Origin of the sequence: Stenotrophomonas sp. I18B00994 (assembly GCF_014145825.1) — a bacterium.
Lineage (GTDB): Bacteria > Pseudomonadota > Gammaproteobacteria > Xanthomonadales > Xanthomonadaceae > Stenotrophomonas > Stenotrophomonas maltophilia.
This window is the reverse complement of the sequence record NZ_JACIUW010000001.1, coordinates 332,335-353,699: the sequence shown is the minus strand read 5'-3', so window position 1 is coordinate 353,699 and position 21,365 is coordinate 332,335. Positions and strand designations below refer to the sequence as shown.

Annotated in this window: 21 protein-coding genes; 10 read left to right on the top strand and 11 right to left on the bottom strand. The window is 66.7% G+C overall.

Features of this window, described 5'->3' with window-relative positions; translation table 11 throughout:
• Positions 1–32 precede the first annotated feature (32 nt).
• Positions 33–422: a DUF805 domain-containing protein gene (locus H4O10_RS01660; RefSeq protein ID WP_005413291.1), complete on the top strand. Its 390-nt coding sequence runs from the start codon at positions 33–35 to the stop codon at positions 420–422.
• Positions 423–495: 73 nt separating this feature from the next.
• Here the strand turns inward: H4O10_RS01660 and H4O10_RS01655 are convergent, their stop codons facing one another.
• Complete coding sequence (locus H4O10_RS01655; RefSeq protein ID WP_043033556.1) at positions 496–870, bottom strand: hypothetical protein; 375 nt, start codon at positions 868–870, stop codon at positions 496–498.
• A 320-nt stretch (positions 871–1,190) separates the two neighbouring features.
• On the opposite strand from H4O10_RS01655, the gene H4O10_RS01650 reads away from it, so the two are divergent.
• The 9 genes from H4O10_RS01650 (at position 1,191) to H4O10_RS01610 (ending at position 11,326) form a co-directional block, all read left to right on the top strand.
• Complete coding sequence (locus H4O10_RS01650) at positions 1,191–2,219, top strand: alpha/beta hydrolase-fold protein (RefSeq protein ID WP_059034410.1); 1,029 nt, start codon at positions 1,191–1,193, stop codon at positions 2,217–2,219.
• A gap of 122 nt (positions 2,220–2,341) precedes the next feature.
• Positions 2,342–3,718 (top strand): ATP-binding protein, encoded by a 1,377-nt coding sequence (locus tag H4O10_RS01645; RefSeq protein ID WP_076738925.1) that lies wholly within the window; start codon positions 2,342–2,344, stop codon positions 3,716–3,718.
• A gap of 51 nt (positions 3,719–3,769) precedes the next feature.
• On the top strand, positions 3,770–4,819 hold the full coding sequence (locus tag H4O10_RS01640; RefSeq protein WP_060380375.1) for an ABC transporter substrate-binding protein: 1,050 nt from the start codon (positions 3,770–3,772) through the stop codon (positions 4,817–4,819).
• Positions 4,816–5,859, top strand: coding sequence for an iron ABC transporter permease (locus tag H4O10_RS01635; RefSeq protein WP_076738926.1), 1,044 nt, complete (start codon positions 4,816–4,818; stop codon positions 5,857–5,859). The genes H4O10_RS01640 and H4O10_RS01635 overlap by 4 nt, the downstream gene beginning before the upstream one ends.
• Positions 5,856–6,617 (top strand): heme ABC transporter ATP-binding protein, encoded by a 762-nt coding sequence (locus H4O10_RS01630; protein WP_076738927.1) that lies wholly within the window; start codon positions 5,856–5,858, stop codon positions 6,615–6,617. Before H4O10_RS01635 ends, H4O10_RS01630 begins: the two co-directional genes overlap by 4 nt.
• 64 nt (positions 6,618–6,681) lie before the next feature.
• Positions 6,682–7,431 carry a hypothetical protein gene (locus tag H4O10_RS01625; protein WP_076738928.1) on the top strand — a complete coding sequence of 250 codons (750 nt, stop codon included), beginning with the start codon at positions 6,682–6,684 and terminating at the stop codon, positions 7,429–7,431.
• 468 nt (positions 7,432–7,899) lie between these two features.
• A complete protein-coding gene (fusA, locus tag H4O10_RS01620) occupies positions 7,900–9,936 on the top strand; it encodes an elongation factor G (protein ID WP_060380914.1) in 2,037 nt (678 codons plus the stop codon).
• A 251-nt stretch (positions 9,937–10,187) separates the two neighbouring features.
• Positions 10,188–10,460, top strand: coding sequence for a hypothetical protein (locus tag H4O10_RS01615; RefSeq protein WP_005409616.1), 273 nt, complete (start codon positions 10,188–10,190; stop codon positions 10,458–10,460).
• 110 nt (positions 10,461–10,570) lie between these two features.
• Complete coding sequence (locus tag H4O10_RS01610) at positions 10,571–11,326, top strand: SapC family protein (RefSeq protein WP_005409617.1); 756 nt, start codon at positions 10,571–10,573, stop codon at positions 11,324–11,326.
• Here H4O10_RS01610 and H4O10_RS01605 read toward each other — a convergent pair whose 3' ends face one another.
• The 10 genes from H4O10_RS01605 to H4O10_RS01560 form a co-directional block, all read right to left on the bottom strand.
• Positions 11,327–13,633, bottom strand: coding sequence for an ATP-binding protein (locus H4O10_RS01605; protein ID WP_076738929.1), 2,307 nt, complete (start codon positions 13,631–13,633; stop codon positions 11,327–11,329).
• A gap of 2 nt (positions 13,634–13,635) precedes the next feature.
• The gene (locus tag H4O10_RS01600; protein ID WP_224119204.1) at positions 13,636–14,493 is read right to left on the bottom strand and encodes a response regulator transcription factor; all 858 of its coding nucleotides are present in this window, start codon (positions 14,491–14,493) and stop codon (positions 13,636–13,638) included.
• A gap of 30 nt (positions 14,494–14,523) precedes the next feature.
• Complete coding sequence (locus H4O10_RS01595; RefSeq protein WP_043033545.1) at positions 14,524–15,030, bottom strand: GNAT family N-acetyltransferase; 507 nt, start codon at positions 15,028–15,030, stop codon at positions 14,524–14,526.
• A gap of 96 nt (positions 15,031–15,126) precedes the next feature.
• Positions 15,127–15,660: a lipocalin family protein gene (locus H4O10_RS01590; protein WP_076738930.1), complete on the bottom strand. Its 534-nt coding sequence runs from the start codon at positions 15,658–15,660 to the stop codon at positions 15,127–15,129.
• Positions 15,661–15,668: 8 nt separating this feature from the next.
• Entirely contained in the window at positions 15,669–16,742 is a 1,074-nt protein-coding gene (locus tag H4O10_RS01585; protein ID WP_049397267.1) for a cyclopropane-fatty-acyl-phospholipid synthase family protein, read from the bottom strand.
• Complete coding sequence (locus H4O10_RS01580) at positions 16,739–17,524, bottom strand: DUF1295 domain-containing protein (protein ID WP_012480154.1); 786 nt, start codon at positions 17,522–17,524, stop codon at positions 16,739–16,741. The genes H4O10_RS01585 and H4O10_RS01580 overlap by 4 nt, the downstream gene beginning before the upstream one ends.
• The gene (locus tag H4O10_RS01575) at positions 17,521–18,066 is read right to left on the bottom strand and encodes a DUF2878 domain-containing protein (RefSeq protein ID WP_012480155.1); all 546 of its coding nucleotides are present in this window, start codon (positions 18,064–18,066) and stop codon (positions 17,521–17,523) included. The genes H4O10_RS01580 and H4O10_RS01575 overlap by 4 nt, the downstream gene beginning before the upstream one ends.
• A gap of 1 nt (position 18,067) precedes the next feature.
• Positions 18,068–19,327 (bottom strand): cyclopropane-fatty-acyl-phospholipid synthase family protein, encoded by a 1,260-nt coding sequence (locus tag H4O10_RS01570; protein ID WP_012480156.1) that lies wholly within the window; start codon positions 19,325–19,327, stop codon positions 18,068–18,070.
• Positions 19,324–20,091 carry a DUF1365 domain-containing protein gene (locus tag H4O10_RS01565; RefSeq protein ID WP_012480157.1) on the bottom strand — a complete coding sequence of 256 codons (768 nt, stop codon included), beginning with the start codon at positions 20,089–20,091 and terminating at the stop codon, positions 19,324–19,326. The genes H4O10_RS01570 and H4O10_RS01565 overlap by 4 nt, the downstream gene beginning before the upstream one ends.
• Positions 20,088–21,365, bottom strand: coding sequence for an FAD-dependent oxidoreductase (locus tag H4O10_RS01560; RefSeq protein WP_076738931.1), 1,278 nt, complete (start codon positions 21,363–21,365; stop codon positions 20,088–20,090). Before H4O10_RS01560 ends, H4O10_RS01565 begins: the two co-directional genes overlap by 4 nt.

Below are 21,365 nucleotides of genomic sequence, written 5' to 3'. Positions count from 1 at the left end.
ACTGCGCGGCTACTTTTTCAAGGATCGATGCCGTGCAGGAAATGATTCTGCCGTTGAAGCGCTACGCCCAGTTCGAGGGTCGCGCGAACCGCCGCGAGTACTGGATGTACCAGCTGTTCCTGTTCCTGGTCGCAACGGCAGTGATGCTGCTGGCCGGCGTGCTGGCGATCCTCCTGCGCAACAGTGCCGAAGCGCTGGCCGGCATCCTGATCGGCATGGTGGTGCTGCTGTGTGTGATGTGGCTGGCCACGATCGTGCCGCTGATCGCAGTGACCGTACGCCGCCTGCATGACTGCAACCAGTCGGGCTGGCTGTTCCTGCTGGCGCTGGTACCGGGTGGCGGGATCGTGATCATGATCTTCTCGCTGCTGCCGGGCACGCCGCAGGAGAACGTGTATGGTCCGGTGCCTACGGGGCCGTGATGATGCATGAGTCGAGCATGGCTCGACGCTACAGAGGCAAAGAAATGAAGCCGGCATTTTGCCGGCTTCATCTTTACTTGATGGTGCAATCGCCGAAGGACAGGTAATCGGTGCCCGAGCTGAACTGCAGCGTGCAGCTGGCGGTGAAGGTCGCGCCTTCTTCCAGTGCGCCCAGCTTGGCCGCCTGCTGTTCGTCGTCGCTGGTCAGCCGGGCCAGGACATTGCCCTGGTCATCGCCGGCCTCGATCAGCGGCTCGCCCGCCAGGTTGCTGGAAACGCTCAGTGCTACGGCAGTGAATGTCACCGTCTGGTTGAGTTGGTCCATGCCCAGTGACGAATTGCCGGCCTCTTCAAAGGCCTGGTAGAGCGTTGGCAGGTCCTGTGCGGCATGGGCGGCCAGCGGTGCGAGCAGGCCAAGGGAAAGGACGATCAGGGTGGTGCGCTTCAAGGCGTTCTCGCAGTCACGGGATCCATTCCCGTGGGTGGTGGTCAGTAGATCCACGCCATGCGTGGATAGGTTTGGCAAGGACAGGGCGCGGCCGATGGCTCGATCACCCATCCATCCGCAGCCCTGCGAGGGTAGGGCGCTCCTGCGCCCCGCTGCCGGGCAAAATAGTGGATTCAGTGTTTCCGGTGCAACCGGGAAAATGAACGTATCGCGCGCGTGATACACAGTGTGACGTTTGATCGATGTGATAATCATTCGCGTTTAAGGTAGACTGCGGTCCCCTATGAACCGGCGGCCATTGGTCGCTCCTGCCGCCGCTGATGATGCATTTCGTCCCGCCTTCGCGCCGTGGTCCGCTGGCCCGCGGCCTGGCCGCCTTGATGATGGGTCTGCTCCTGGCCACCCCGTACGCCCATGCGCAGCAGCGCAATCCGCTGCAGAAGATCGGCCATACCGTACTCGACGAGCCGGCGGCCAGCTATCGCTTCGAGCATTTCGTGGTGGACAGTCCCGACCAGCAACGCCGCTGGCGGGTGAACCTGGCGATTCCGGCCAAGGCCGGCAAGACGCCATCCCCGGTGCTCTACGCGCTGGACGGCAATGCCGTCGCCATGGTGCTGGACCAGCCGCTGCTGGCCGAACTGGCCGCGCGCAAGGCGCCGCCGGTGCTGGTGCTGATCGGCTACGACAATGACCTGCGCATCGATTCCAAGGCGCGCACCCGCGACTACACCGCGTGGATCGACCGCGCCGACGATGAGAGCGGTACGACCCAGGCGGTCGGCGGTGGTGCTGCGGCCTTCCTGGATGTGATCGAACGCCGCATCAAGCCGGAAGTCGAGCGTCGCGCACGCATCGATACGCAGCAGCAAGCGCTGTGGGGCCACTCGCTGGGTGGGTTGTTCGTGCTCAATGCGCTGTACACCCGTCCCGCCGCCTTCCAGTCCTATCTGGCGGCCAGTCCCTCGCTGTGGTGGAGCCAGGGCGCGGCGCTGGGTGATCCGGAACAGCAGTTCGTGCAGAACGTGCATGGCCAGCCGGCAAAGCTCTGGTTGATGCTGGGCGGTGCCGAGCGTGTTGGCGATCGTGGCAAGCGTGACATGAGCAACCCACGGGTGGTCGCGCACCTGCGCCGCATCGGTGGCGCCACGCCGGATGCGGCGATGCAGTTGTCAGAACGGTTGGCCAAGGTGCCGGGCATGAGCGTGCAGTACCGCGAGTTCCCGGGGCTGGGACACGGCCCGATGCTGCCGGCCTCGTTCCATGCCGCGCTGCATGAACTGTACGGCGTGACCGACCGCAGCGCCGGTGACGGTGCCCCCACGGGTGGTGACAACGCCGCCGAGTGAATCCCTTCGCACGCGATGCCGTGCGACCCCACTACCCAGGCGAGGCTGCCGGCGTGCAGCGGCCCAGGCAACCGATGAATCCCGCGTCACGTGGCGCGGCCTACGTGTGCAAGGAGCCTTCCATGTCGTTCCGTCCGTCATTCCGTCTCACCTCTCTCGCCGCCGGCCTGTTGCTGGCGGTGACCGCCACCGCGCAGCCGGTGTTCGACCAGCCGGCCAACGCCACCTTCAAGGGTGAAGTCGTCTCACGCGGTGAGAACGTGGTTCCCGGCAGCACTGCCGACGTGGTCGGCCGTGGGTTCGTGCCGGGCCAGAAGGTCAGCCTGCTGCGCGGTGACAGCGTGCTCAACGCGCAGCCGCTGGTGGTCGACGCGGATGGCAACTTCAAGGCCCAGTTGAGCATTCCGGCCGACGCGGTGCCGGGCACCCATCCGGTGGTGGTGCGCGCCAGCCAACCGGCTGCGGCCACCGTGCTGAAGCTGCGCGTTTCGCCGCAGCTGCCGCTGTCCGGCCAGGCGCAGTTCGCCACCCAGTCCAACAAGCTGGTGCCGGGCCTGTACCAGTCCGCCTACAGCGCCGCCAGCAACGCAGTGTTCGTGACCTCGGCGGTGGGTCGCCCGCCGGTGACCCAGTCGCAGCTGCTGAAGCTGGACCCGAAGTCGCTGAAGGTGACCAAGGCGATCACCCCGGCGCAAGTGCCGGGCAGCACCAATGGCGCGGTGTACGCGGTCTACGGCGTGGGCGTGGATGACGCCAACGGCAATGTCTGGGTCACCAACACCCGCCAGAACTCCATCGCGGTCTATCGCCAGAAGGACCTGTCGCTGGTCCATCAGTTCCCGGTCGATGCCGTGCCGCACGCGCGCGACGTGGTGGTCGACGGCACGCGCGGCAAGGTGTTCGCTTCTGCCACCGGCGAGGACCACCTGTCGGTGTTCGATGCGAAGACCTTCAAGGAACTGCCGCAGGTGACGCTGGAATCCGGCGTGGACGACGGCAAGTTCACCCCGATGAGCCTGGTGCTGGATGAGAAGGGCGGCAAGCTGTTCACCGTCAGCATCGGCACCCCGGAAGCGGCGGTGATCGATGTGGCCAGCGGCAAGGTCGAGAAGGTCATCGATCTGGGCAATTCGATCAGTGCCTCGGGCGTGGCCTACGACGCGGCACGCAACCGCCTGTACGTGGCCTCGCAGGGCACCGACAACCTGCTGATCGTCGACGTGGCCGCCGGCAAGGTGCTGCACGATGTGCCGGTCGGCGCCGGCGCGCTGAACGTCGCCTTCGATGATGCCTCCGGCCTCGCCTACGTCAGCAACCGTGGCGCTGGCACGGTCACCGTGGTGAACGGTGACGGCAAGGTGGTCGCCAATCTTGATGGCGGCACGCTGCCGAACCACGTCCGCGCCGATGGCAAGGGCAACGTGTTCGCGGTGAACAAGTCGCGCGGCGCTGAAGACCCGAAGGGTGACCGCATCACCCGCATCACCCCGAAGCAGTAAGTCACAGGGCAGGGTGGCGTGCGCGTCGCCCTGCCAGCAAGGAGAATGTGCATGAACATCGCGTCCCGTCTGCGCCTGTGTGCGCTTCCGTTCGCTGTTTCGCTGGCGTTGGCTGCCTGTGGCGGCTCGTCGGCTCCCTCTGATGCCAATACGCCTGCCGAGTCGCCCGCAGCAACGGCGGCCGCTGCGGAAACCGTGCTGCCGGTAGGCTGGCAGCGCGTGGCAGGAGCCGAAATGCCGGCCGTGCACGGCCAGAAGGCGGTGCTGCCGGCCAAGGTGCATTCCGATGATGGCGCCGATATCGAAGTGGCCGACACCAGCCGGATCATCGCCGGTGGCGACGACGTCATCGCGGTGATCGAAGCACTGGGGCTGGGCAAGCAGGTATTTGCCGCGCCGACCAACACCACCACCCAGGCCGGCCTGGCCGCGCCGCACCAGTTCCTGTTCAACCGAACCACTGGCGTGGAGGGCGTGCTGAGCCTGCAGGGCTCGCTGTTCCTCGGCAACAGCCTGCGCCGCCATACCGAACTGGCCAAGAAGCTGCGCGAAGTGGGCGAGCCGGCGGTGGTCATCGATGACCTGCAGCCGGCGCCGGACAAGGTGCGCAAGGTCGCCGCTGCACTAGGGCTGGCCGAGGCAGGGCAAGCACTGGCCACGCAGGTGCAGCGTCAGCTCGACGAGGCTGCAGCGATTGGCAAGGGCCTGGGCCATGCGCCACGACTGATCCACGTGTCGGCCACCGGCGCTGGCGGCTCACCGACTGTTGCCGGTGCCGACAGCGCCTCGGCGCAGCTGATCGCGCTGGCTGGCGGCGTCAACATCGGCACCGAGGCGGGGGTGAAGAACTACTCGCAGCTGAGCAATGAAGGCGTGGTCGCCGCAGCGCCGGAGGTGATCCTGGTGACCGAGCATGACCTGCAGCTGTTCGGCGGTGCCGAGGGCCTGTGGAAGGCGTACCCGACGCTGAAGCAGACCCCGGCCGGGCAGGCCAATCGGGTTTGGGTGATGCCGGACGTGCAGCTGAAGTACACCAGTGTCGGTTCCGGTGCGGGCGCGCTGGCGCTGGCCAAGGCCCTGGCGGCGTTGCCGAAGGCATGAGTCCAGCGGATCGGCGCCGCCGTCGCGGGCGGACGATGTTGCTGGTGGCGTTGCTGGCACTGCTGGGTGCGGTGCTGGCCTCGTTCGCCGTGGGCCCGCTGCGGCTGCCGCCGCTGGAGGTGATGCAGGCGTTGGCGGTGAAGCTGGGGCTGCTCGATCCGCAGGCGGTCAGCGGCCGCGACCTGGCCGTGGTCTGGCAGCTGCGCATTCCGCGTGCCCTGTTGGGCGCGATGGTCGGCGCGTCATTGGCGATGGCCGGCGCCAGCCTGCAGGGCCTGTTCGGCAATCCGCTGGCCGACCCCGGCATCGTCGGTGTCAGCCAGGGTGCTGCGCTGGGTGCAGTCGCAGCCATTGTTCTCGGCGCTGCGGGCGCAGCCGGTTGGCTGGTGCCTGTAGCGGCATTCGCCGGCGGTGCGCTGGCGATCGGCCTGACCTACGCGCTGGCGCGACCCGGCAAAGGCAGTGGCAATGCCACGCTGCTGCTGGTCGGCATCGCGATGGCCGCGTTCTGCTCGGCGCTGATCGGTTTCCTCACCTACATCGCCAGCGAAAGCGAACTGCAGTCGCTGGTGTTCTGGCAGATGGGCTCGCTGGCGCGTGCCAACTGGGCCGATGTGGCGGCGGTGGTGCCCCTGTTTGCCATCGGCGTGTTCGCGTTGCAGCGGTTGGCCACGCCGCTGGACATGCTGGCGCTGGGCGAACGCCAGGCGCAGCACCTCGGGCTGGACGTGACCCGCACGCGGCGTCGCCTGGTGGCGTTCAGTGCGCTGCTGGTGGGCGCGGCGGTGGCCTTTGCCGGTTCGATCAGTTTCGTTGGCCTGGTGGTGCCGCACGTGGCGCGCCTGCTGGTCGGCCCCGGGCATCGCTGGCTGCTGCCGTTGTCCGGCCTGCTGGGCGCGCTGCTGATCGTGGTGGCCGACACCGCGGCCCGCACGCTCGATCCGCCGGCGGAGATTCCGCTGGGCTTGTTCTCGGCCGCGCTGGGCGCGCCGTTCTTCCTCTGGCTGGTGCTGCAGCAGCGCCGCAAGGCGGCGCCATGAGCGTACTGCTGAAGCTGCACGAGGTGGTGGTGCGCCGCCAGCAGCGCGAGATCCTGCATGGCATCTCGCTCGCGTTCGAGCCGGGTACGGTGACCGCGCTGGTTGGCCCGAACGGCGCAGGCAAGTCCACCTTGCTGGCGGTAGCGGCCGGCGACCTGCGCGCCGATGCGGGCGAGGTGAGCCTGTTGGGCAAACCGCTGGCCAGCTACAAGGCCGGGCCGCTGGCGCGCGAGCGCGCGGTAATGCCGCAGGAGCACGGCGTTCGTTTCGCCTTCAGCGTAGAGGAGGTGGTGGCGATGGGCCGGTTGCCACACCCGCCGGACCCGGTCACGGACGAAGCCCGGGTGGAAGCGGCCATCGATGCCGCCGAACTGCAGGCGCTGCGCCTGCGCGAGGTGCAGCAGCTGTCCGGTGGCGAGTCCGCCCGCACCACGTTCGCGCGTGTGCTGGCGCAGGATACGCCGCTGCTGCTGCTCGATGAGCCGACCGCCGCGCTGGACCTGCGCCACCAGGAGCGCACATTGCGTAGCGTGCGTGCCAGTGCCGAAGCTGGTGCGTGCGTGATCGTGGTGCTGCACGATCTGAACCTGGCGGCTGGCTACGCCGATCGCATCGTGCTGCTGGAACAGGGCAGGGTGGCGGCCGATGGCACGCCGCTGCAGGTGCTGACCGAAGACAACCTGCAGCGGGTCTACCAGCAGGATGTGGTGGTGCTGGAGCACCCAAGGCGCGGGGTGCCGCTGGTGGTGGTGACCTGAGCGAGGGCCCGCCAGGTTGCTCCGGGTATCATGATTGCTTCGTCTTCTTCAATGGACTGATGCCATGTTCCGCACCGTTACCTGCAGCGTGCTGCTCGCGGCAATGATTGCTTCCGCTTGCGCTGCCAATGCGGCTTCGACCTCTCAGGTTTCGCTGACCGACGCGGCCGAGAACGCCTCGCTGATCGAGACCCGACATTCCAATAGCGACGGTGCCGCTGTGACGTCGATGAAGACGCAGTACTTCGCCAACGAGGAAATGTCGGTGAGCTGGGACGACCAGCAGGTGCTGGTGCTGTGCAGGGAGACGGCGTACCTGAAGATTCCTGCGACCAAGCTCAAGGCCGGTGCGTTGACCTCCGAACAGCGGCAGATGATCGTCTATCAGGCGCTGATGTCAGGCCTGGGGGCTGTCGCGGGCGTCATCGGGCCGGCCGGCGAGGTGGTGGCCGTGGCCGATGACGGCAGCGAGACCCGCAGCGTTGGCGAAAGCAGCTGGGCGTATGGTGTTGAGCGATACGAGGTGATCACCCAGCGGCTGCCGGACGGTGCACTTCGGGTCCGGACCCACAAGACGGAAACCGTGAATACCACGCCTCCGGCGGGCCCGGACGACATGTTCAGTACCGAGGACGATCAGGCGGCACGCCTGTCCGAGCTGGCGCCGGTGGGGAGCTGGACCGAAGTGCTGATCCAAGGTGGCGCACGGCTGCCGCACATGGACCCGGCGACGTCGCTGAAGGGGTGGATCTCGATGGGCGACGACCAGGCGGCGACCGTGGGTGAGGCGCGCAAGCTGCACGACTGCAAGTAGGACATGGCAGGGGCAGAGCCCTTTGCTTTGGGCAAAGGGATCCGACCCCGATGTCGGTCGGCCTCATCGTTCTATTATTGTGTGCAATATTCACTTGCGCGCCAGATTGGCAGGTCTAGAATGCGCCCCATGAACCGGATGCCGCTCCTGAAGTTTTTCACCCTGACCCGCGCAAGCGCGGAACGGGCGTGTCTGCCTGGAGCCCCACGAGGCCGTTGAAGCGGTCATCGCTGGACCTTCGACAGAGCGCCCTCCGGGGCGCTCTTTTTGTTTTTGTTTCTCATTAGTCGACTAACAGTCGACTCTACCCAGTCGACGCTACCCAGTCGACGCTACCTACTCGACTCTACCCAGTACTGCGAAGGAGAACGTGCCATGCACCAGATCGCCGAGACCGAACGCTAGCCGCGCACCCTGTCGCCAACCGGGGTGTGCGGCCCCTGAAGTTGGCTTTGCAGGAACCTCTTTATGAACACCCACGTCCTTTCCCGCCGTCGCAACCTCGGCATCATTGCCCACATCGACGCCGGCAAGACCACGCTGACCGAACGCCTGCTGTGGAAAAGCGGCGAGATCCACCGCGTCGGCGAAGTGCACGACGGCAATGCGACCACCGATTTCTCGGCGATCGAGCGCGAACGCGGCATCACCATCGGCGCTGCCGCCGTGCAGGCGCAGTGGGCGCCACGTGACCTGCCGTCGCATCGGCTGACCCTGATCGACACCCCCGGCCATATCGACTTCGCCATCGAAGTCGAACGTTCACTGCGCGTGCTCGACGGTGCCGTGGCCGTGTTCTCGGCCGTGGACGGCGTGCAGCCGCAGTCCGAGACGGTATGGCGCCAGGCGCGTCGCCATCGCGTGCCGCTGATCGCCTTCGTCAACAAGATGGACCGCGTCGGTGCTTCGTTCGAGCGCGTGCTGGAGCAGCTGCAGGACAAACTGCAGGCGCGACCGTGGGCGTTGGGCGTGCCGTTGGGCAGCGAAAGCGGCTTCAATGGCTGGGTCGACCTGGTCGATGAGCGCGTGCTGCAGTGGCAGGATGGCGCCGCAACCACGGTGGCCCCGTGGGACGACGCGGCACGCGCGCAGTGGCAGGCTCAGCGCGATGCGCTGGTCGAGGCCGTGGCCGATCACGATGAACAACTGGCCGATGCCTGGCTGGAAGGTCGCGTGATCGATGCCGAACAGCTGCGCGCGGCGATCCGCCGGGCGACGCTGGCGGGTGCGGGCGTGCCCGTGCTGGCCGGTGCTGCGTTCAAGGACAAGGGTATCGAGACGCTGCTCGATGCCGTGGTCGATTACCTGCCGTCGCCGCTGGATCGCCCTGCCGTGACCGCCGAAAGCGAGAGCGGCGAGGTGGTGCTGCCGCCGGATCCGGACGGTCCGCTGGCGGGCCTGCTGTTCAAGATCACCCACCAGCAACACGGCGCGCTGAGCTTCGTGCGGCTGTACTCGGGGACCTTGAAGGTGGGCGACGCGGTGGCCAGCTCGCAGCACCCACAGGGACGGCGTGTCAGCCGGCTGGTGCGGGTGCAGGCCGACCAGACCCACGACATCGAGCAGGCCGTGGCCGGTGACATTGTCGCGGTGCTGGGCTGGAAGGATGCGGTCAGTGGCGAAACGCTGAGCGGCCGTGCGCAGCCGCTGCGCCTGGAGAACATCCAGGCCCAGGCGCCGGTGCTGGCGTGGCGCCTGGAGCCGGCGCGTGCGGCCGACCTGATCAGGATGGCGCAGGGCCTGGCCAGCTTGGCCCAGGAAGATCCGTCGTTCCGCGTCGAAACCGATCGCGACACGGCGGAAACCCTGGTCTGGGGCATGGGCGAGCTGCACCTGGAGGTGATGGTCGAGCGCCTGCGCAGCGAATGGAAGGTCGACGTGGGCGTAGGTGCGCCACGCGTGGCCTACCAGGAGACGCCGCTGCGTGCGATGACCGGCGTCGTCGGGCGGCTGGTCAAGCAGACCGGTGGCCAGGGCCAGTTCGCGCACGTGGTGCTGGATGTGTCGCCGCGCGAGGATGACAAGGTGGTGTTCAACGACCGCATCGTCGGTGGCGTGGTGCCGCGCAGCTTCATCGCTGCGGTGGAGAAGGGCGTACGTGCCGCGCTGTCGGAAGGGCCGCAGGGTCATCCGGTGGTCGGCATCGAGGTCAGTCTTGTCGATGGCCAGACCCATGCCAAGGACTCTTCGGAGATGGCGTTCCATCGCGCGGGTGCCGAGGCGATCAAGGCCGCGCTGGCTGAAGGTGGCACGCAGTTGCTGGAACCGGTGATGGCGGTGACGGTGCATTCGCCATCGGCGTCGGTGGGCGATGTGGTCGGCGACCTCAACCGGCGCCACGGTCGCATCGCCCGCATCGAGGACCAGGACGGTCGCGCTGAGGTCAGTGGTTTTGCGCCATTGGCGCAGCTGGTGGGTTACACCACGTCGTTGCGTTCGCTCAGCCAGGGGCGGGCGAGTAGCGAGGCGCACCTGCACGGCTACGAGCCGGTACGCGCTGCATGAGGAAAGGTGGGGGGAGCCCGTTCGCGGGCGCCCCTTTTTTGTGTTCGGGGCGCGCATCCACGCATGGCGTGATCTACAGGGCGATCGGGTCGCGAGCTCTGCAGTAGATCCACGCCATGCGTGGATGGGGCCCTCGGGATGCGATTTTTTTGCATTGCATCGCAACAAAACTGCAGAAAAAGCTGGATTAAAGTGATGCCTCACGATAAATTGCGCACCCCCCGTTGCTCGCCGCCGCCCGCACCCTTCTCATGCGTGATGACAAAGACCCCGGAACCCTGGAGCTGACCCTGCCGCGAAAGCGCGGCCGTCCGCCCAAGTTCGGGTACGCCATGAGTGACGCGCAACGGGCCGCGCGCTACCGCGCGCGCCGGGCAGGGCAGGCCAACCACGCGGATGTGCGCTCCTGTTCGGACATGGTGCTGCTGGACAAGATCCGCGCAGCGGTCAGCGCGCGTGACACCGAACTGGCCGGTTTCCTGGTCCATGTGCTCTGGCAGCGGTACCCCCTGCAGCTGAAATAGGCCGACGATGGGGTGGCCGTTGTCATCGAGCTTGTTGATAATGCGGGATTCAGGTTGTTCCCGCTGGCGCGCCCGGGATGGCAGGCGCGCATGATCGAACGGTTCCCAAGATGACCACCACCAGCGACACCACCACCGAAGCGGCGCCGAGCAACGCCCCCCTGTTCTACACCCGTCCGGTGCCGCTGCAGGCCGATGTGCACGCCGACCTGCGCATCCTGCCGGGCAGGCTCGAGTTTGCCGCGGGCAACAACGCCATTCCGCTGGTGCTCGGCGAGTTCTCGCTGGCGCTGCACCACTTCCCGATCCTCTTCGCTGGCCCGACCGCAGTGCCGATGGCTGCCGTTGGCGTATCCGACCAGAACCTGTTCATCAAGGATGGCCTGTGGGAAGACGAGGCCTATATCCCGGCCTACCTGCGTCGCCACCCCTTCATCTTCATCGACACCGGCTCGGACAATGATTTCCTGCTGGGCATCGACGAAGAGAGCTCGCGCGTGGTCAAGGGCGGTGACGAAGGCCAGCCGCTGTTCGTCGATGGCAAGGCCACCGACATGGTGCAGCAGGCGCTGGAGTTCTGTGGCCAGTTCACCCGTGAGCACGAACAGACCCAGGCCTTCTCCAAGGCCCTGATCGACAACGGCCTGCTGGTCGAGCGCAACGCCACCGTGCGTACCCCGGATGGCCGTGAATTCAACCTCAATGGTTTCCAGGTCGTCGACGTCGAGAAGTTCGTCGCGCTGCCGGAAGCCACTGTGATCGAGTGGCATCGCAGTGGTTGGCTGGCGCTGATCCACCAGCATCTGATGTCGCTGGGTCGCTTCAACGACCTGACCCGTCGCCAGGTCGAGCGTCTGGCGGCCTGATCAGGCCCCGGGCATGGCTTCCGCAGCGCGGGAGCCATGCCATTGCTGAAGGACGCGCAACAGGCGTCGCGCATCGGCCCAGTCGGGTGTGGCGTCGCGACCCAGCTCCCACAGGTCGCCCGCCGTGTCCGCCTCTGCGGCAGCCCCGTATATCTGCAGGGCCCCCTGAAGCCGATGCGCGTGATGGCATAGGTCAGTGGCACTGGCGTCATCGATGGCCTGTTCGATCCGCAGCAGCTCGTGGCCGATGTCCGTGATGTAGTCGGGGTCGCCTGCGGCTGTGCCCGTTGCGATGGCCTGTCCGGTCGCCGGCAGCTCCAGCGCCCGCAGCAGTGACTCAAGCTGTAGTGGCTTGGTCAGGGTGGCGTCGAACCCTGCTTTCCGGCAGCGCGCCACATGCCGACGATCACGGCGTGCCGACAGCGCGATCAGTCGCAGCGGGGCGCGCGCCTGCCTGCGCAACTGCATGGCCAGCGCATAGCCATCCATGTCCCCGAGCCCGATGTCGAGCAGGATCACGCTGCGCGGTCTCACGGCCTGCTCGGCAAGCGCGCTGGCGGCGTCGCCAGACGCGTGTACATCGGCACCCAGGCGGCGCAGCTGCTCGCTGATGACCCGGCGATTGAGGGCGTGGTCCTCCACCAGCAGCAGCTCAACCCCGCCCAGCGGCGTTCCCGCGCCGGCGCTGGCGGTTGACGTGACCTTGGCCTTGGCGGGGCGTACCGGCAGGCGCAGGGTGAAGCGACTGCCGCGCCCGGGGACGCTGTGTACTGACAGGTTGCCGCCCATTGCGCGGGCAAGCGCATGCGCGATCATCAGTCCCAATCCGCTGCCTCCGCGCTCCTTGCCGTCTCCGCCCTGCTGGAATGGCTGGAACAGCACGGTGAGTTGCTCTGCAGTGATGCCGATTCCGCTGTCGATCACATCCAGCATGAGCTCACGAGGGTGGTTGCCTGGCGTCAGTTGAAGGCGCAGCTCGATGCCGCCGACGTCGGTGAACTTGAGTGCGTTTCCCAGCAGGTTGTCGATGATCTGGCGCAGTCCTTCCGGATCGATGGCGACAATGGGGCAGGGCTCGGGGAGGCAGTCGAAGCGAAGCGCCAGCCCGCGCTGCCGAGCCTGGGGACGAATTGCATCCAGCGATTGGCGGCAGAGTCGTGCAATGTCGCAAGGTTCTACGTGCGGCTTGAAGGTGCCGCTGGCCAGGCGTGAGAACTCCAGCGAGCGGTTGAGCAGGTTGCGCAGCGAGGAGCCCGCGGCATGTGCAGCCGCCAGCGCTTCTCGCTGCCCCATGGGCGCCGACGGCTGGCTGAGCAGGTCGATCGAGGCAAGGACTGCCTGGGCCGAATTGCGCACCTCGTGGCTCAACATGCCAATCGCGCGGGCGCGGGCACGGCCTTCAGCACGCAGGCGCCTGTGCCAGGCATGCCACAGGAACGGGGCGACTGCCAATGCGGCAGCCAGGGCCGGCAGCCACTGCGGGGGCAGCTGACGCATCCAGTCCAGGACGTGCTCCAGCGAGGCGGGGGCCGCCTGTTGGGCCCATAGCTGCAACAGGCCGGCATGTTCCTCCAGCGTAATGTCGTGCAATGCCCGCTCGATGCGCTCCAGCAGCTGGCGATCTTCGTGGCGCGCAAGCAGGTGCAGGTCGGTGGAGAAATCGCTGTCGAAAGGCTGCAGGTGCAAGTGCCCGGCGAAATGCCGACGGATCAGGGGCCGCAGGGTCGTTTCCAGGCCGATTGCCAGATCGGCGGTGCCGTTTTCAACAGCTGCCAGCGTGGCGTGCCGATCGGCCAGGTGTAGCAGGCGGACGTGCGGATGGCGCGCGGCCAGCCATCCCGCATACGGCCCCCCTTCGAGCACGGCCAGGACCTGGTGGTCCAGTTCCGTGATATCGCGTGGCAGGCGTTCGCCGCTGCGGCCGGCGAGCATCGTCTTGCCACCGCGGAACGTGCTGGATGCCACCAGGCCGGGGCAGGGTGGCTGCAGGTGGTTGCCAATCACCAGTACCAGATCCGCTTCGCGTCTGCAGACGGCAGCCACCGATGCGCCGGTGCTGGGATGCTGGTGCTCCTGGAACTGCAGCTGCGAACGCCGTGCAACCAGATTGGCGTAGCCATGGGCCAGGCTTGGCAACGTCGTGCCGCCAGCGAGTGCAGCGGGTACCGGGTGCAGCGACGGCGTGGTCGCCACCCGGACTTCGCGCCCCGGCCCCCATTCAAGTGATGACGCATCCTCGGCCGACGCGGCGGGAAGCAGGATGAGCGCCAACAGCAGGAGGGTGGATGTACGCATTCGATCGCGCATCTTCACGGTGATTCCAGCTGCTGCCGCATGGCGTAGATCTCGGCATCGTTGCGCAGCCTGAGCTTGCGCAGGGCCGCAACCTTCTGTGTGCTGACGGTCTTGATGCTGCGATGGCGGCGGAGCGCGATTTCCGAAACGGTCAGGCCCGCCAGCAGGAGCTCCAGTACTTCGCGCTCGTTGCGGCTGAGCTCTTCGCAGTCTCCCGGCAGCGTGCAGTCGGGTGGCAGTCGCGGAAGGCCCTGCGATACCCGCACGATCGCGTCCGCGAGCATCGGCAGTGGTTCGGCCTTGCTGACCACGCCGCTGACACCCGTGGCGATGAGCTGGTTGATGTGGATCGAGGGTGAAAGGGTCGCAAAAGCGAGCAGGGTGACGCGAGGAAAGTGCTCGCGCAGCAGCGGGGTCAGCTCGGACGCGCTGCGATCGTCGCGGGCCAGGGTCAGATCGATGATCGCGACATCCACCCGCATCTGCTGGAGGCTGTCGATGAGTTCGTCGCTGCGGGCGTGGCTGGCGACGATACGGAAGCGGGCGTCGCGGGAGAGGTGCAGGGCAGTGCCGCGACGGACGACTTCGTGGTCGTCCAGTAGTGCCAGTCGCAGCGGGCGCGGGGCAGGAGGTCCATTCATGCGCAGGGAGGTGATCGGCGCCCATGGGGCGTGATGACCATTCTGGCGCTGCTGTCGCGGCGAACATCGAAAATGCTTGATTTTTGCGATTATTCCTAAGAATCGATGCGCTTTATCCATCGATTCGGGGCTATCCATTGGCGGGATGGATTGCCAGGGCGGAAACAAGCCGTTTCCGCAAGCGTGATGGCGCTTGGCGTGGATGTCATCGGGAAGCTTCCGGTGCGGCATGCCACCGATCCGCACCGGCCGGGATCGACTTCAGGGCGTTCGCCCCTCGTCGCGCAGGCTGCGTGCCATCTCGCTGGTTCCGGCCCAGCCAAGGTCGGCGTACAGCGGCTTCCCTTGCGCGGTGGCATGCAGGACCGCGTAGGTGGCGCCACGCTCGGCGAAGGCGTGGTCTGCCAGGACCATCAGCTTCCGGGCGATGCCCCGGCGGCGGTACTCCGGTTCCACATACACGTTGAGGACGTAGCCGCGGCAGCCCTGTTCCGGATGGGCAGGGTGGGGTGGCCAGTCGATCAGCATCAGGCCAATGCCGGCGATGGTTCTGCCCTGGTCTGCAAGAACATGGCCGAAGTACTCGCCCGAGGCCAGGCGCGGCGCCAGCCAGGCACGGAAAGGAGCCGCCATCGCCCGCAGGACCTCCTCGGTCCGCCCACTCTCGCGGAACATGGCTTCGCGGTGGGCACAGATCACATCCAGGTCGCTCGCACGGATCTGCCGCACTTCAAGCCCGTTCCATGTCGCTTCTGCGTGGCTGCCCATCGTGCTGATCCCCGGCTCAGGTCTGTCCGGGAATTCTGGCATCCTCTGCCGGGTGATGCATGACGCAGGGCGCAATCGGGTCGTTGTTGCCACGCACTACCGGATGGATTGCGGCACGCGCCGCAGCCGGCGGATGTCGTAGCCCATTTCGGCGATGCGCTGCACGGCTTTCTGGTAGTCGCCGTCGGACACCTGCGGCGTACGCGCCATGTACCAGACATAGTCGCGCTTGCTGCGCGCCACGATGGTCTGGCGGTAGTCGTCATCCCGCCAGGCGATCACGTACTCGGCCTGGATCGGCCAGATGAACTGCATGCCCCAGATCGCGCCATTGCCTTCCTTCTCGACACGGCCGACGGGGTGCATCGACTTCTGCGGCGCATCGAAGCTGCCCTTGCGATAGGTGAAGGTGGTCTGGATGCGCCCGTCGGGCTTCAAGGCATAACTTTCCACCGCATCGTAGGCATCGCGTTCGGGCCAGGACGGAATATGGGCGATCACGTACCAGTCGCCGATGAAGCGTGGCACATCCACCGACGGCGCACGCGGAAGCGGCCGGGTGTCGCTGGAGGAGCAGCCTGAGCCGAACAGGCCGACTGCGATCAGCGGAAGCAGCGAGAACATGCTCATGGGGCACCTCAGCGGGGTCGGAACAGATAGTGGGCGACCAGCCACTGCTGGCCGTCGTCGTAGCCGAACAGTTCGGCACATGCCATCCAGAACATCCGCCAGCGCTGCCACCAGACCTTCGCTGCAGCCTGGCCGTAGGTGGCGATCAGCACCGGCATCACCTGCTCGCGGGCGGCATCCTGGTTGGCCAGCCAGTGGTCGGCCGTGCGCTGATAGTGGGTGCCGTCCAGCAACCAGCGTTGATCCAGGCTCAGGTCGCGCTGGAAATGCAGCAGCGTGTCGGCGGCCGGCATCAGGCCGCCGGTGAAGAAGTGGCGGCCCATCCAGTTGTCGCCACCCTCGGTCTCGAACGGATACATCAGTGTGCGATGGGCGAAGATGTGCACGAACAACGCGCCATCCGGTTTCAGCCACCGTGCGATGCCTGCCAGCAGGCGCTCGTAGTTGCGTACGTGCTCGAACATCTCCACCGAGACACACCGGTCGAACCGGGCTGTCGGCAGATCAAGTTGGTTGACGTCACAGGTCAGCACCTTGACGTTGTCCAGGCCGCGCGCCTGGCACTGCGCCATGATGTGCTGGCGTTGGCTGTGCGAGTTGGAGACGGCAGTGATATGCGCCTGCGGGTAGCGTTCGGCCATCCACAGGGTCAATGAGCCCCAGCCGCAGCCCAGCTCAAGAATCTGCTGGCCATCGGCCAGTCCGGCGCGCTGGCCGTACAGTTCCAGCATGGCGTCCTCCGCCTGGTCCAACGTTTCGCGCCCGGTGGGGTAGTAGCAGCTGCTGTACTTCAGTCGCTTGCCCAGGCAGGCCTGGAAGAAGGCTGCCGGCACTTCATAGTGTTGGCGGTTGGCTGCGTCGGTATGCAACGCGAGCGGGCTGTCGGCCAGCTCGACGATGCGCCGGCTGAAGCGTGCCGATTGGCCTTCGATGCCACCCTCGCTTTCTTCATGCAGGCGCTGCGCGCACAAGCGGCGGATGCCCGCACGCAGCGCCGCATCGGGGATCAGCCCGCGTTCGGCCCAGGCGATCAACCCGGTTTCCGCATCTTCGGCTGGGTTCAGTGACGGGATCGCGCTCATGCGGAATGCTCCTTGGAAGAACGGGGAAACCAGGGAAAGAACATCGGTGTACTGCGCTGGTAGGCGCGATAGTCGTCGCCGCGGCTGCGCAGTGCCTGTTTCTCGGTGAATGGAACGCCGCTCAGATAGCGCAGGAACACGTACATCAGCAGCGGGCCGGCCCAGGCCAGCCACCACAGTGGCGAGCCGACCGCGAGCAGGACATAAGTGAACCAGTGCAGCCACTCGAAGAAGTAGTTGGGGTGGCGGGAATAGCGCCAGAGCCCGGCGCGGCAGGTGCGGCCCCTGTTCGCCGGGTCGGCGCGGAAGCGGGCCAACTGGCGGTCGGCCAGGCTTTCGCCGCCGACGCTCAGCAGCCAGGCCAGCGCTGCGGCCACCACCCACAGGGTCAGGTCGGCCCGAGGGTTGGCAGCCACCGCCACGAAGGGCAGGGCGAACAGGAGGATCAGCAGCGCCTGCGCCATGAAGAAGCCGAAGATCTTGCCCTGGTGGCCGTGCCAGTATTGGCGCAGGTAGCGGTAGCGTCCGTCCTCTTCTTCGTGACGGACCCGGTGCCACAGATGCAGGGCGAGTCGACTGCCCCACAAGCCGCCGAGCACGCCCAGCGCGATCCGCGGCATCACCGCACCGTCGCCCAGCAGCGCCAGCAACAGCGCCGAGGCGCCCACGCCCTTTGCCCAGAGCACATCGACCACGCCGATGTTGTGGTGGCGGCGCTGCCAGGCCCAGCCCCAGCTCATCACCAGTACGGCGTACAGCAGGACCCACATCAGATTGATCATGACGACGCTCCTGCGAAGGGCGGCTGCGGGATGTGCATGCCGCGACGGGCGGTCCGGCACAGCAGGGAAAGCGCAATGCTCCAGCCCGCGCCCAGCACCAGCAGTCCTGGCCATACGGGATCTGCGAACCGCACTGCGTCGAAACCGCGTGCGGCAGACAGATAGGCCAGCGGTGCCAGCAGCAGGCCGAACAGGGCCGGTAGGGCCGGGTGGTGCTGCAGGAAGCGCATCGACGTGGTCAGCGTCATCGCGAACGCCGCCCACAACGCCATGATCCACGGCGGTGGCGCCCAACCCAGTGGGGCCGCCGCGTAGCGCACCGTGCCGCTGGCGGCGGCACTGGCGTCGACCAGCCATGCGCAGGCCAGTGCCAACATCAACAGCCGCAGATCCAGCCGGGGGCGCGGTGAGGTCAACAGCTGGCTGCCGATGTAGAGCGAAGCGGCCAGTAGCGCGGGCCACTGCCAGCCGCGGCTCGCGCCGGCCACGGCACACAGCCAGACCAGCTGGTTGCCGAGCAGATTGGCCCAGAAGCGATGCATGTCAGTGGCTGTCGGTCGCAGCGAAAATGGGCCGGTGGTCCGGACGGGCCAGCAGCAGATGCGAGACGCCGATCGAACGTTCCAGGAAGCCACCCTCGCAATAGGCCAGGTAGAATTCCCACAGCCGGCAGAAGCGCGCGTCAAAACCCTGCGCCTGCACTGCCGGCAGCTGGGCCAGGAAACGTTGGCGCCAGGCGCGAAGGGTCAATGCGTAGGAGTGGCCGAAATCCTGCTGGGCGATCAGCTGCAGGTCGCTGGATCGGCTCTTGGCGGCCATGATCGCGTTGATCGATGGGATGAAGCTGCCCGGGAACACATAGCGCTTGATGTAATCGACGCTGCGCCGGGCCTGTTCGTAGCGGTGGTCCTCGATGGTGATGGCCTGCAGCAGGGCAACGCCATCAGGCTTGAGCAGGCGCTGCAGCGTGGCCATGTAGGTGTCCAGGTATTCGGCGCCGATCGCTTCGATCATCTCGATCGACACCAGCTTGTCGAACTGGCCCTGCAGGTCGCGGTAGTCCTGCATCAGCAGCGTGACCTGGTCCTGCAGGCCCGCCTCCCGTACGCGCCGGGCGGCCAGCGCATGCTGTTCTGCAGAGATGGTGGTGGTCGTGACATGGCAGCCATAGTGCCGGGCGGCATGGACCGCGAAACCACCCCAGCCGGTGCCGATTTCCACCACGCGGTCGCCGGGTTTGAGCTGCAGCTGCTGGCAGATGCGGTCCAGCTTGCGCCGCGAGGCCGATTCGAGTGGTTCGGACTCACTGGCGAACAACGCCGACGAGTACATCAGGTCCGGCGACAGGAACAGGGCAAAGAAATCGTTGCCCAGGTCATAGTGCGCGGCGATGTTGCGGCGGCTGCCCTCACGGCTGTTCCGGCGCAGGCGGTTCCAGCCCCGCAGCAGCCAGCCACCCACGCGGGCCGGGCCACGCTCCATGCCGTCCAGCAGGTCGCGATTGCGTACCAACAGCCGGATCAGTGCCACCAGATCATCACAGTGCCATTCGCCCTGGATGTAGCTTTCACCTGCGCCCACACTGCCTTGCGCTGCAACCTTGCGATAGAACCCAGGGTCATCGATGGTGACGGTGACATGCAGTTCGCCACAGGCATCGCCCAGCCAGACCTCGCCCAATGCGTCACGTACGCACAGGCGACCGTCGCGCATGGGGGCAAGCTGGGCCAGCAGGCGGCGGCGCAGGAACGCATCCAGGGCGCCGGGGCGCGGCAGGGCGACCAGAGGGGTCATCGAGTTCATCGTGGTTTCTCGGCAAGAGCAGGGTGGTCGTGCACGGGGTTGCGTTTCATCCACAGCCGAAGTGCATGCCAGTGGATGGCGGCCACCACCTGGGTGGTCATCAGCGGATAGCAGGCCAGCACCCGGGCCAGCCCACGGCCGTTCAAGGCATGTCGCTGCATGGCCTGGGTCGCATCAAACTGGCGCACCCCGTCGCGCCAGACCTGCATGTGCACGCGCAGGTCCTGGTCCGGTCGGTTGAAGCGCCAGTCGTAGCGGCAATCCATCGGCATGAACGGCGAGACATGGAAGCGCTTGTCGAACTGCCAGCGCAATGACGCCCCTTCGTGGAGGGCCGTGGCGACCGGCAGCACATAGGCGTGCCGTTCCTTCCAGGGGGTATTGGTGATCTCGGCCACGATGCAGTCCAGCGTGCTGCCGTCGGCCTGGTAGCAGTAGTAGAAGCTGACCGGGTTGAAGACATGCCCGGCGAAGCGGAGATGGGTGAGCAGGCGCACCGGACCGGTTGGCCGGTAGCCAAGCGTGCCCGCAGCGTGATCGCGCACCGCATCGGCCAGCGGCCGCGCGGGATCACCGAAGTAGTCGCTGCGGCGGAACTCGGCCAGGTTGCGGCGATTGACCGACCACAACCAGCGCCCGGCGAACACCGTGTCGAGTTCATCCAGGTCGAGCAGCAGCTGCGCGATGGGGTAACGGAATGCATGCGGATGCGGATGATGCCGGCGATGCATCACCTGCCCGATGTAGAGCGCGCTGGCACTCATGCCGCCACCTCATCCGAGGCGGATACGTTCCGATGTGGAGCGCAGGCCTGCAGGGCATCGACCACGTGGCGGGCACTGCGGATGCCATCCTCGTGGAATCCCCAGCCCCAATAGGCGCCTGCAAACCATGTGTGGCGGCGGCCCTGCAGTTCCGCCCAGCGCTGCTGTGCGCGTACTGCAGCGTGGTCGTGTACCGGGTGCGCGTAATGCAGGGTCCGCAGCACCTTGGCCGGATCGATTGCCTCGCTGCGGTTGAGGGTCACTACCAGGGGGATGTCGCCCGGCAGGCCCTGCAGCAGGTTCATGCAGTAGCTGACCGTGCAGGGCGCCGCGCGATCCTGTGGTACGTGCGCGTTCCAGGCCGCCCACGCCTTGCGGTTGCGCGGCAGCAACGATGCATCGGTATGCAGCACCGCCTCGTTGGACTGATAGCGGATGGCGCCGAGGACCTCACGTTCGATGGCATCTGCGTCGGCAAGCAACGCCAGTGCCTGGTCGCTGTGGCACGCCAGGATCACTTCGTCGAAGGCCTCCACGCCGGCGCTGCTGTGCACGCGTGCACCCCAGGGCATGCGCTCGACCCTGCTGACCGGGCATTGCAGCCGCTCATGCACGCGCCAGCGGCGACGCAGCGCATCCACGTAGCGCGTCGATCCCCCGCTGACCACCCGCCAGCTTGGCCGCCCGGTCATCTGCAGCATCTGGTGGTTGGCCATGAACTGGGCCAGGTAGCGCGCCGGGAACGCCTGCACGGTGGCCGTCGGCGAGGACCACAGCGCCGAGGCCATCGGCAGCAGGTGCTCGTCGATGAACGCCTCGCCATAGCGCTGGCTGCGCAGGTACTCGCCGAGCGTGGGACCGTCTTCTTCGGCCAGCAGCAACGGCGCGTCGCGATAGAACCGGCGCAGATCGGCCAGCATGCCCCAGAAGCGCGGCGATACCAGGTTGCGGCGCTGGCAGAACAGCCCATCCAGCGAGGTGGCGTTGTACTCCACGCCGCTGCGCTCGCTGTGCATGGAGAAACTCATCGTGGTCGGTTGCGAGGCCACGCCCAACTCGTCGAACAGCGCCGACAGCAAGGGATAGTGCTGGGGGTTGAAGACGATGAAACCGGTATCCACCGCCATGCCTCGGCCCGCCACCTGCACGTCGTGGGTATGGGTGTGGCCGCCGAGGTAATCGTTGGCCTCGAACAGCGTGACCTCGTGCTGGCCATCCAGCCACCAGGCACTGGCCAGCCCCGCGATACCCGAGCCGATGACCGCGATGCGCAT